The 10,637-nt window shown below is 62.4% G+C and carries 14 protein-coding genes; all 14 read left to right on the plus strand.

Going from position 1 to position 10,637, the window contains the following annotated elements:
* Positions 1-33 precede the first annotated feature (33 nt).
* Positions 34-612: a hypothetical protein gene (locus tag EKN07_RS08955; RefSeq protein ID WP_126146208.1), complete on the plus strand. Its 579-nt coding sequence runs from the start codon at positions 34-36 to the stop codon at positions 610-612.
* Between the two features lie 26 nt (positions 613-638).
* Positions 639-1,601 (plus strand): DUF5309 family protein, encoded by a 963-nt coding sequence (locus EKN07_RS08960; RefSeq protein ID WP_126146209.1) that lies wholly within the window; start codon positions 639-641, stop codon positions 1,599-1,601.
* A gap of 79 nt (positions 1,602-1,680) precedes the next feature.
* Entirely contained in the window at positions 1,681-1,860 is a 180-nt protein-coding gene (locus EKN07_RS08965; protein ID WP_126146210.1) for a hypothetical protein, read from the plus strand.
* Complete coding sequence (locus EKN07_RS08970) at positions 1,853-2,242, plus strand: Gp19/Gp15/Gp42 family protein (protein WP_126146211.1); 390 nt, start codon at positions 1,853-1,855, stop codon at positions 2,240-2,242. Before EKN07_RS08965 ends, EKN07_RS08970 begins: the two co-directional genes overlap by 8 nt.
* A 2-nt stretch (positions 2,243-2,244) precedes the next feature.
* A complete protein-coding gene (locus tag EKN07_RS08975; RefSeq protein WP_126146212.1) occupies positions 2,245-2,595 on the plus strand; it encodes a hypothetical protein in 351 nt (116 codons plus the stop codon).
* Complete coding sequence (locus tag EKN07_RS08980; protein ID WP_126146213.1) at positions 2,595-2,972, plus strand: hypothetical protein; 378 nt, start codon at positions 2,595-2,597, stop codon at positions 2,970-2,972. The genes EKN07_RS08975 and EKN07_RS08980 overlap by 1 nt, the downstream gene beginning before the upstream one ends.
* A complete protein-coding gene (locus tag EKN07_RS08985; protein WP_126146214.1) occupies positions 2,972-3,355 on the plus strand; it encodes a DUF3168 domain-containing protein in 384 nt (127 codons plus the stop codon). The genes EKN07_RS08980 and EKN07_RS08985 overlap by 1 nt, the downstream gene beginning before the upstream one ends.
* 24 nt (positions 3,356-3,379) lie before the next feature.
* A complete protein-coding gene (locus EKN07_RS08990; RefSeq protein ID WP_126146215.1) occupies positions 3,380-4,039 on the plus strand; it encodes a hypothetical protein in 660 nt (219 codons plus the stop codon).
* Positions 4,040-4,316: 277 nt separating this feature from the next.
* Positions 4,317-4,667 (plus strand): hypothetical protein, encoded by a 351-nt coding sequence (locus EKN07_RS08995; RefSeq protein ID WP_126146216.1) that lies wholly within the window; start codon positions 4,317-4,319, stop codon positions 4,665-4,667.
* Positions 4,668-4,828: 161 nt separating this feature from the next.
* On the plus strand, positions 4,829-5,104 hold the full coding sequence (locus EKN07_RS09000; RefSeq protein WP_126146217.1) for a hypothetical protein: 276 nt from the start codon (positions 4,829-4,831) through the stop codon (positions 5,102-5,104).
* A 17-nt stretch (positions 5,105-5,121) separates the two neighbouring features.
* Positions 5,122-8,343 (plus strand): peptidoglycan DD-metalloendopeptidase family protein, encoded by a 3,222-nt coding sequence (locus tag EKN07_RS09005; protein WP_126146218.1) that lies wholly within the window; start codon positions 5,122-5,124, stop codon positions 8,341-8,343.
* Positions 8,334-9,086, plus strand: coding sequence for a hypothetical protein (locus EKN07_RS09010; protein WP_126146219.1), 753 nt, complete (start codon positions 8,334-8,336; stop codon positions 9,084-9,086). Before EKN07_RS09005 ends, EKN07_RS09010 begins: the two co-directional genes overlap by 10 nt.
* The gene (locus tag EKN07_RS09015; RefSeq protein WP_126146220.1) at positions 9,076-10,125 is read left to right on the plus strand and encodes a hypothetical protein; all 1,050 of its coding nucleotides are present in this window, start codon (positions 9,076-9,078) and stop codon (positions 10,123-10,125) included. The genes EKN07_RS09010 and EKN07_RS09015 overlap by 11 nt, the downstream gene beginning before the upstream one ends.
* Before the next feature lie 2 nt (positions 10,126-10,127).
* A partial coding sequence (locus tag EKN07_RS09020) for a hypothetical protein (protein ID WP_206435705.1) occupies positions 10,128-10,637 on the plus strand: 510 nt, incomplete at its 3' end.

A 10,637-nucleotide genomic window follows, 5' to 3' on the forward strand; every position in this document is an offset into this window, starting at 1 on the left:
GGCTTTTTCTATGCCCGGAAAGGGGAAATTATCATGCCACCCACAAATGCTCCGACACCCGCCGCCGATGCTGACAAGCCCGCACAGGCCAACACCACCGGCGATGACGTGCAAACGGCGGAGACGGATTGGAAGGCACTGGCACGCAAATGGGAAGCCCGCGCAAAAGCAAACCAGGACGCTGCACAGCGCCTGGCCGCCTTAGAGGACGCGCAGAAGACTGACGCGCAGAAGAACGCCGACGCCCTCGCCAAGGCCACGGCCGACCTGGAAGCAGCGAACGCCCGCGTGAAAGCCTACGAAGCCGCCGCCCGCACGGGAGTCCCCGTCGATCTCCTCGTCGCCTCAGATGGCGACGTAGACGCGCTCGCGGACCGTTTCGCCGCATGGCGAGACACCCTCACCGCCACGGATACGTCTGGCGGCAAGAAGGACGACTCTGCGAAGAAGGAACCGGCCCCGAAAGGGCAACCGGTGCCCAGCCAGGGCAAAGAACCGGAAGGTTCGGGTGTTATGTCGATCAACGAGCAAATCACCGCAGCCGAAAAGGCCGGTGATGCTCTGCTTGTGAAAACCCTGAAAGCTATGAAGCTCGGCGATAAGAAAGCCTGAGCCTCACCTAATGGAAGGATCATGTGATGCCGGGTATCACCGGACAAGCAACCACGTATAACCTGCCCAACTATGTCGGCGAGCTCTTCCAGATCTCCCCAGAAGACACGCCGTTCCTGTCCGCCATCGGCGGTCTGTCCGGCGGCATGTCTGTTGGCTCTACCGTGTTCTCCTGGCAGGCGGAAGACCTGCGAGAGCCGGAAGCGGGCAGGCAGCGCCTCGAGGGCGGAAAGCCGTCTTTTGATGGCCGCTCCCGGGTCAACGCGACGAACGTCGTCGAGATCCACCAAGAGGGCGTCGAAGTGTCCTACACGCGGCAGGGCGCAACCCGTCAGGTCACCACGGACGGCAAGCCGGTCGTCTGGCTCGGCGGCACTGCCGTCCCGGCAGACGAGCTGGCCCACCAGATCGACCTGCAGCTCAAGCAGGTTGCCCGCGACGTCGAACTGTCCTTTATCCAGGGCACGTTCCAACAGCCCACGGATAACACGCAGCCCCGCAAGACTCGTGGCCTCTTAGAGGCCATCGAGACGAATCGGGCCACCACGACCCATACGGCAGACAACCTGGAAGCCGGGGACGTGCTCGACCTGATGGAGCTCGTGTGGAACGCCGGCGGTATCAAGGAGACGGAGACCCGGACCATCATGGTCGGCTCCAAGCTCAAGCGCGCCCTGACCCGCGCGTTCGTCACGGACGCCAAATACCAGGAGCAGTCCCGCAACGTCGGCGGGGTGAACCTGCAATACATCGAGACGGATTTCGGCCGGACCAACATCATGCTGAACCGTTGGATGCCCGCAGACACGCTCGCCGTCGTCTCCCTGGAGCAGTGCAAGCCCGCCTTCCTCGAGATCCCAGGTAAGGGGCACTTCTTCGTGGAGCCGCTGGCGAAGACCGGTGCATCTGACGCCGCTCAACTCTACGGCGAGATCGGTCTTGTCTACGGCAACGAGCGTGCGCACGGCGTTCTGACCGTCGCCGCCTAAAGGCCAGGGCGGGGCCGTCACTGATTGACGCGCTGGCCGGTGACGGTCCCGCCCATTCACACGAAAAGGAGGTCACGACGTGATCGTACGATCAACCGTTTACCCGGATCTGCTGGTGACCGATCTCGGCGTCCGCTTCCGTGACGGAATAGCCGAGGTAGACGAGGCGACTGGGAAACAGTTGCTGCGACTACCCGGCATCGAACTGGAGGCCGAACCGGGACCGGTGAGGAAGGCACGGCGTAAGACCAATGAGTGACGCGTTCGCCACCGTGCAGGACGTAGAGGACCGGTGGCGGCCCCTGACAGAGGCAGAGAAAGCCCGCGCCGAAGTACTGCTGATGGATGCGGCGTCTCTGATCCGTGATACCTGTCCGGCAACATGGCAGGCGGCAGGAGAAGCGACACTGCGCCGCGTCTCCTGCGCCGTCGTCAAGCGGGCCATGGTCGCCCCTGCCGGGGACATGGACCTGGTCGGCGTGGCATCCCAGCAGGCAACCGTCGGCCCATTCTCCCAACAGATCACGTTCCGGGATCCCGGCGGCGACTTATACCTGACAGCCGCAGAGAAACGGTCCCTAGGCAAGGGCCGCCCTGCAGCGTTTGAGGACGACGTCCTGGCACGTCTGACAGGAGGCTAACCATGGTGTTTGCGCTTCAGGCTCTGCCTCAAGCATGGAAAACGTCGGTGACTCGGGTGACGGGTGCGGGCCGGGACGTGCGCGGCAACAAGACCCCGGGCGTAAAGAGCGCCGTGGATGGTTGCCTGCTCGCACCGAACACAACGGAAGAGGAACGCTCCCTGTCTGATGTCACCACGACCCGGGCCACCCTGTACGCTCCCGTCGACTCGACGTGGGCGACAGGTGATCAGGTCATCACCCCGGCCGAGTCTGTTCTTCCGGGCCGGTGGGACGTGGACGGGGACCCTATCCGATGGCCCGCCGGGTGGCGGATTAACCTCATCCGGCACACACCCACAGGGGGGCTCTAATGGCGAAAGAGTTCCTATCGGCGGGTAAGTACAAGCCGGACCCTGATGGCATGGTCGAACTGGCCGTGTCGAAAGACATGCGGGATTTGATATCTCGTGTCGCGTCCCGTGCGCAAGCTATCGCTGGGGAACTCTCCACTGGCTACTACGACCGAAAAGCAGGCGGCCCCGGAGTGTATTCGGACTCCTTCACCGTGGATGACACGGTGGTCGAATTACCCCCGGCGTATCGGAAGGGGAATGCGTCCACGCAGCGTGCCGCGTCGCTCCTCACCTCCACCCATCCGGCCCGTCGGCGTATGGAATCCTGGTATGAGATCTTGTCCGATGCTGTCCAGCTTGCCGCCGAGGAAATCCTCACAGGAGGCGACGACTAATGGCTGAACGATTCCCCGACGTGCTCGACGCCATCGATCATGTCCTGGCCGGTCTCGTGACAACGGTGCGGTGGATGCCCGCCCAGCTCGACACCCTACCGGTCGCCCATATACGCCGCCGCTCCGGACAATCCCAGACAGTGACCTGGCAGCGCACCGTCCGCGTCCAGATCGACATGTACGGACAGGACCGCGATGCCACCGAACAGGTTGCCGAGCAGGTCCGTGACCGGCTGGAGAACCACGGCGGCCCACATGTCACCCCTGCGGGGCTGATCGACCGGATCACGGTCGATCTCGAACCGGCAGACACTCCGTTCATCGCGGACGACCTATCTCTAATCACGCTGACAGTATCCGCTGTCTGCCGTGCCACCCACTAAACCAACAGAAAGGTGTCATAGCCCATGTCCCCTACATTTTCTGAGTTGAAGAATCAGGCCGATACCACGTCCGAGGTCCGGAAGATCCTCGAACAAATGGTGTGGCTCGCCCCCATCACGGCGGACCCGATCACCTCGCTGACCGACGAGAACGGCGCACTCAAGGCCCTACCGGAGGGCTACTGGCCGGTTGGTATCATCTCCACCGACGGATCCACGCTCGCCACCGACGTCAACGTTGAGGACGTAGAAGGCTTCGGGTACGCGCAACCCGTGCGCCGTGATATTACCTCGGCCACGCAAACCGTGACCGTGACCTGCCTCGAGTCCTTCCGGAAGAATGTTATTTCCTTGGCGTACATGATGTCCCTGGACGACGTCGAACAAGCCCTGAACGGTGAGATCGTGTTTGACCGGCCCGCACTGCCGGAAAAACAGTTCTACCGGATGATCCGCATCGGCCGTGACGTCACCGCCAATGGTGACATTTACCGCGCCAAGTTCTACCCGCGCATCTACTCGGTATCCATCCCGGAAGAGGCATGGACCACGGACGCCGTTACCTTCCCGTTGGAGCTCACCCCGGAGGTCGACAAGGCGCTGGGCACCTCCGAGCGGAACTTCATCGCCGGTCCGGGCGCGAAGGCCGCCGCGACCTCCCTCGGATTCAAGCAGGGCGCATAGCAAGCCGGGTGGTGGGGTGTTTCCTTTTTGATGTGTGTTTCCTTTCCACCCCACCACCCCACCAGGCGAAAGGAAACGCGCGCCACCCACGTCCTACGAGAAAGGTCCCCTCATGGCTACATACACGCTGCAGAAAAACGGTCACATCGTGACCACCTCTGACCCGACCGAGAAGACACAACTGGTCGCCGCCGGGTATACGGTCCGCAAACCCGCACCAAAACCAGAACCCAAACCTACCCCCAAGAAGTAACCCCCAGTGGAAAGGAAACCCATCATGACAACCCCTAACCAGAACACGACAGTCCTCACCCTGGCAACAATCCGGAAGGACGCACCCAAGCCCGCCGAGGAACGAACCTTCATATTCCGCATCGCTCAAGGGAAGGAAATCACGTTCGGTGACGCGCTACGGTGGACCGGTGAACGGGCGCTCCGTGCGAAACCGCTGATTGATGCGCTGACCGGCGACGGTGTGGAACTCGGCGTCAACCAGGCCATGAAGTACTGGCTGTCCGAGGAGGATTACGCGGAGCTCGCCGCGGCGGACATGTCCGCCATCGACCGGCTCACATTGTTTAAGCAGGTCGTGTCCTGGGCGACCGCCGGATTGTCGGTGGGGGAATAAGAAGGCTCGGCGATCTGCTGTCCCGGTGGGAACCGCAGATCCGAGCCGATCTCGCCTCCGAATATGCCGCCGACCTGTCCCAGCTGGTCGAAGAGTCCCGCTATCGGCACCTGCTCGTCCTTATCGACCAGCTACCAGCCACTGCCCGGGTACGGGCCGCCATGCTGGACGATGATGACTACGTGGCCGGTCTGCCCGATCCCGTCTCAGGGGATACGCCGAGTAGGCCTGCCATATACGGGTGGACGCAAGACACGGAACTGCTCGCATCCCTGCTGGACACGATGCGTAGCCTGCAACAGGTTGTGGTCCGCGCGTTCGGCGGGAAAGGACGCCCACCGGACCCGATCCCACGCCCTGAAACCGCGTGGGACAGACGCAAGAAAGCGACCCCGCAGGCCTCACAAGACCTGGTGGACATGTTCACCCAACAGTAAGAAGGAGGTGGTGTCCCATGACCCGTATCGGTGTTGCCACCGTCCAAATCCAGCCATCGTTCAAAGGATTCCAGGAGTCGGCGAAGAAATCCATCCTCGCCGAACTCGGCCCCCTCAGTAAGGAGATTGGGGAACCAGCTGGTGATAAAACCGGCGAGGAAATCCTCGCCTCCACCGGGAAACGATTCAAAACTGGAGCGCTGAAAGTCGCAAAAGTCGGTGGTGGACTCCTCACCGCCGGACTTATCACCACGGTCACAAAAGGCTTCACCCGGTCAAAAGCCATCGAAGACGCAGAAGCAAAACTCGAGGGACTTGGTAAGTCGTCGGAAGAAATCTCCGCGATTATGGACAACGCTCTGAAATCCGTGCAGGGCACCGCCTATGGTCTCGACGAGGCCTCCACCACTGCCGGTATCCTCGTCGCTGCTGGCATCCAATCCGGTGAAGAACTAGAAAAGACTCTGAAACTGGTGGGCGACTCGGCAACAATCGCGGGCCGAGACATGGGCGACATGGGCCTGATCTGGGCGTCTGTCGCATCCCAGGGGAAACTACAAGGCCAAGACGCCATGCAACTCATGCAGTCTGGTATCCCGATCTGGCAGATGGTCGGCGACGTTATGGGTGTCACCGCCGCCGAAGCCCAAGAACTCGGCTCCAAAGGGCAAGTGTCCTTCGACATCTTCCGGCAAGCCATGGAAGGCGGTGTAGGAGGGGCCGCGCTTGCCGCCGGAGAGACGACAGGCGGCGCGTTCCGTAACATGCAGGCCGCCATGTCCCGCTTCGGCCAGAAACTCATCTCTTCCATCTACCCGAAAATAGCTCCCCTGCTCACGAAGCTGGGGGAAAAGTTTGACGAGTGGGGGGAAAAAGCCGGTCCTGTCGCTGACATGCTGATCGAACGACTGACGAACCTGTGGAATAACGTGCTGAAACCGGTTGCCAGCTGGGTGAGGGAGAATGCGCAAACCATTGCGATTATCACCGGCGCGGTTGCCGGGTTCATCACGGCAGCTGCCGGACTGATCAAGGTCACAAAGTTCGTTTCGGATGTGAAGAAGGCCGTGTCCGCACTGTCTGTGGTGCTCAAAGCATTGGTCACGTCGAATCCGGTCCTGCTAATCATCACTGCCATTGTCACCGCTCTTGTGTTGTTGTGGACGAAATGCGAGTGGTTCCGTGACGCAGTGAAAACCGTCTGGGAAGTGATCTCTAGCGCGGTGAAAACGGCGTGGGAGCAGTGGATACAGCCCGCGTTCGAAGCGATCCGCACGTTTATTATGGACACTCTAGTTCCGGCATTGCAGGGCTTTTGGGAGAACACTGTCCGGCCGATCTGGGAAAAGATTTCCGCTGCCGTCAAGACGGCGTGGGAGCAGCGGATACAGCCCGCGTTCGAAGCGATTTGGGGATTCATTACCAACACGCTCGGCCCGATCTTCACCTGGCTATACGACACCATCATTAAACAGGTGTGGGACAAGATCACCCAGGTTATCCGAAATGCATGGGACGTCATCAGGATTATCTGGGACACGATCAAATGGACGGTCAATAACGTGCTCGGCCCCGTGTTCACCTGGCTATGGGAAACCATTATTCGGCCAGCTTGGGAAGGGATTTCCGGGGCGATCAGCTGGGCATGGGAGAACGTTATCCGTCCCGCATTCGACGCGGTCAAGGACGCTGTCGGCCTGGTCGGCCAAGCGTTCGAGACGGTGAAAGACGTCGTGGTAGGCGCGTGGGAAGCGATGGTGAACCTGCTGGTCAAACCGATCAACTTTGTGATCGACACCGTGTACAACAACGGTATCCGGAAGGCGTTCAACTGGGTCGCACAAGCAGTCGGTTCGTCCATTCGCTTGGAGGAAGCCTCAACGATTAACCCGTTCGGCACCCAGTCCCGATCCAACACGAAACCGTCAACATCTGGCAGGCGGGCTGCTGGCCCGCTGAACTGGGAAGCACGTGCGAAGGGCGGGTGGACACCGCCCGGGTGGACGCTAGTCGGTGAGGAAGGACCCGAACTAGTGAACTTCTCCCGGCCATCCCGCGTGTACACGGCCGAAGAAACAGCGGCCGCCCTGGCAGGTGCGGACATCTCCCCCTATCTCAGGCCCGACCGCATGTACACCCCAGACGAAGCGTGGAGTGCGATCCACGCCCTGAAAACCGGGGACCAACGCCTGCTGCAGGGTGCGCTGGGGTCGTCCCCGTCGCAGTCCCTGCTGCCCATCGGTGGATTCTGGGACAGTCTCGGCCACGCCTGGTCGAAAACGTGGCGGGGCGTGAAAGATTTCGTTGCCGACGGGATCTCCTGGGTGCGTGGCCGCCTGGCCGACGCCGCTGGACTCGTCCTCAACCCGATTAAAGAGAAGATCGCGTCCATGGTCGAAGGGCACGGCACGATTTCCGATATGGTCGGTGATGCGTTTCGCCGCACTATCGACAACCTGCTCGAGTGGGTACGCGGCATCGACAACGAATCCAACGAATCCGGGGAAACCTCAGAAGCGAAGAACAATGCGGCGGCCATGAATGAGGCCGCTCTGTCCGGCGCGGAGGATCTGAAAGATCTGCAACGCAACGCCGTCGTGCTGGGAGGTGCGACACGCAGGCCCGTCAAGGGTGGCGTGCTCACGTCAACATTCGGTGTATCCCGCTACGGCGGCTACCATGCGGGTATCGACCTGGCCGCCCCGACCGGCACCCCAGTGTATGCTTACCGGTCCGGCACCGTGCTGGGCACCGGCTGGAACGTCCTGGCGGGCAGGTCAGGTATCGGCGTCATGCTGTCCCACGGCCAATACGGCGGCTCCTACTACGGTCATTTGTCCGCGTCGAAGGTCCACCGGGGCCAAGCGGTGACCGCAGGCCAGTTAATCGGCCTGGTCGGCGCGACAGGTAACGCGACCGGCCCCCACCTGCACTGGGAGCTGAACAAAGGCAACTGGCAAGCCCCCTACAATCCGCTGCCCCTCCTTCCGCGCTATGACCAGGGCGGCTGGCTCATGCCCGGTATGGCAACGGTCGCGAACCTGACCGGCAGCCCCGAACCGGTACTGACCCAGGCCCAATGGGATGCGATCTCTACCCTGGCGGCACGGGGAGCCGGAGCGACCCTGCCGGACCGAGTGACCCTTGTGGACGCGGACGGCTCAATCCTCGCCCGGGCCCGCGTGGTCGCCGGTGAGGTTGTCGAGCGGGCAGCAGATGAAGCTGCACGATGGGAGTAACGCGCATGGTCACCGTGAAACGTGTACACGACGCGGCGACACTGGTGGATCGAATCATGCTGAACGGGATAACCCCCGGCCAGCCCGTCACCGGCCGCACAGTAGACGGGGCGTGGGAGTGGACGGTTGCATCTTCACCGGTCGGAGTCTCTCTGATCGATCCGCTGGCCCCAATCGGCACGGATATTGTCTACACGCAAGGAGGGCAAGACGCGGCTCCCATCCGCCGGGACGCCGCCATGTACGGGGCGGTCACGTCCCTCGACGGTCGCACAGTCGTCCCGGCGATCCTGCCGCACAAGTGGGAGGACGACGAGACGCCGGACGTGACCGTTCACCAAGTCGGTGGCCGTGCCTGGCCAGTCTACGGACAGGCCACAACCCGTGCAGAAACCTCCCTCGACCTACGCATCGAGGGAGTACATGTGCGTGCCATGCGACGGCTGATCCGCGCCCAGCAACCCGTCGTCGTCCACCACGTGGCCTGCCCCGTCCCGGAATGTGTCGTCCCACCGGCACGGGCGGGGATCATCCGTGCCGTGTCCTCTACGGTAACGGCCCGGAAGGACCTCGGCGAGATGACGTATACGGCAACCTTCCAGACCGTGGACTTGACCGATATACGCCCAGGAGGCGTGCCAGCAGCGACCTGGTGGGACGTCGAGCAACGATTCCCCACCGTGTGGGACCTGCAATCAGAGACGGCGTGGACACTCGCGGAGGGTGGGTGGAATGCGGACTGACACCCCCACACCGGGCGAGCTGGCCGGTGCACGATTCTGGACCACCGTCCGCGTCACCCTCGGCCGACAGGCCGTCGTCTTGCCCGTCATGGCTGGCCACGTCGTCTGGCAGGCCGACCAATCCCCATCCGTACAGGTCACCGGGCTGCGTCTGCCCATACTCACGGAGGCCGGGGAAGACGTCATCATGACGGGCCTGGTCGGCTCGGAGGGGCACCGGGTCCACGTCGAATGTCATGCCAGGTCTGGTGCGGCCGTCTGGGACTGGTCCATGGGTACCTATCAGATCAGCCAGGTGCGCCGCCAGGACGGCGGCACCATCGAGGTGACCGGCCAACTCCTCACCGCCGCTATCGCTGACCACAAATACGCGGCGGCGAAACCGGTGAATGTGCGCCAATCCGCGCTAACCGTCCTCCAGGCCCTCGCCGTGGAGGACGGCGTCCGCCTGGACTGGTCAGGAGACCTTGTCGCTCGGAGAATCCCGTCCGATTACACGATTGGCACGGACCGTGGCGAAGCCTGGGCCGCGCTCCTCGAAGTCATCGGAGCGTATGCGACGTTCAGCCCTCATGCTGACGTGCGGATCCGGCCCGTACCGGAGCCGACCGGCACCCCGGTGATGACCATTACCGGCGGAGTTGGTGGCACGGTCGTGGACACCGAGATCACGTTAGACCGCGCCCAAATCTTCAATCACATTATTGTCCCGGTGAAAGACTCCGACCAGGTCGCCGAATTCGCCCAGCGGGACGGCCGCTACGCCGTCAACCGGTTCGGGTGGAGGTCGAAAGAGATCTCCGGAGCGGACGTGCCCAACCTGGCGCAAGCCTCGCTCGTGGCACGGGCCGAGCTGACGAAAAGCCTCGCCCGCGCCGTGATAGTACCCGTCGAACTGATCCCCGATTGGCGGATCGAACCATACGACCTGGTACGCGTCACCGTGAACGATGTGTCCCGCATGGGGCTGGTCACCGGGGTCGATTGGCCACTGACCCACGCCGACACGATGGTTATCGATATTGCAACGGAGGTATAGGAATGGTTCGGAAGACAGAACTGACCACGGCCCGCCGACAGGCAGCGAAGAAGGCAGCAGGCGGGAATCCGCGCACGGTCATGCCGGTGCGCACTGCCACGCTCGTCTCTCTCGCGGATGACGACGGGAAAGCGGTCGTGTCCATGGGCGGCGAGGAGCTCACTCTGCCCGCAGCTCCTGGCGTGTATGTCGAAGATGGCCGCGTGTCCGTGCTCGTGGACACAGCAGGGCGTCCCTACCAGGTGCTAGGACCGCTCGAAGCGCACCCGGGAAACATGGACGCCGATGTTACACCGGTCAAACGGATCGTGCTGCCAGGCCTGGCCGGTGACCTGGATGCAGCAAAACAGGAGCTCGAGGAGGCTGGCGCAGCGCGTGATGAGCGGATCGCACAGGCTGAGGAGGCGCTTCGTCAGGCGGGGGAAACATTGGAAGCGGTCAAGGCCGGGGATATTGAGCCGACGGCCGAGTTGTGGCTGAAACTCTTGCAGGTGGCCGGTAATGCGACGATT

The organism is Actinobaculum sp. 352, from assembly GCF_003957265.1.
Classification (GTDB): Bacteria; Actinomycetota; Actinomycetes; order Actinomycetales; family Actinomycetaceae; genus Asp313.

Bases quoted from the DNA above. Each gene is read 5' to 3' on its own strand.
- EKN07_RS08955 (WP_126146208.1), top strand. From the start codon at position 34: ATGCCACCCACAAATGCTCCGACACCCGCCGCCGATGCTGACAAGCCC.
- EKN07_RS09000 (WP_126146217.1), top strand. From the start codon at position 4,829: ATGCTGGACGATGATGACTACGTGGCCGGTCTGCCCGATCCCGTCTCA.
- EKN07_RS09015 (WP_126146220.1), top strand. From the start codon at position 9,076: ATGCGGACTGACACCCCCACACCGGGCGAGCTGGCCGGTGCACGATTC.
- EKN07_RS08980 (WP_126146213.1), top strand. From the start codon at position 2,595: ATGGCGAAAGAGTTCCTATCGGCGGGTAAGTACAAGCCGGACCCTGAT.
- EKN07_RS08960 (WP_126146209.1), top strand. From the start codon at position 639: ATGCCGGGTATCACCGGACAAGCAACCACGTATAACCTGCCCAACTAT.
- EKN07_RS08995 (WP_126146216.1), top strand. From the start codon at position 4,317: ATGACAACCCCTAACCAGAACACGACAGTCCTCACCCTGGCAACAATC.
- EKN07_RS08970 (WP_126146211.1), top strand. From the start codon at position 1,853: ATGAGTGACGCGTTCGCCACCGTGCAGGACGTAGAGGACCGGTGGCGG.
- EKN07_RS09010 (WP_126146219.1), top strand. From the start codon at position 8,334: ATGGGAGTAACGCGCATGGTCACCGTGAAACGTGTACACGACGCGGCG.
- EKN07_RS08975 (WP_126146212.1), top strand. From the start codon at position 2,245: ATGGTGTTTGCGCTTCAGGCTCTGCCTCAAGCATGGAAAACGTCGGTG.
- EKN07_RS08990 (WP_126146215.1), top strand. From the start codon at position 3,380: ATGTCCCCTACATTTTCTGAGTTGAAGAATCAGGCCGATACCACGTCC.
- EKN07_RS09005 (WP_126146218.1), top strand. From the start codon at position 5,122: ATGACCCGTATCGGTGTTGCCACCGTCCAAATCCAGCCATCGTTCAAA.
- EKN07_RS08985 (WP_126146214.1), top strand. From the start codon at position 2,972: ATGGCTGAACGATTCCCCGACGTGCTCGACGCCATCGATCATGTCCTG.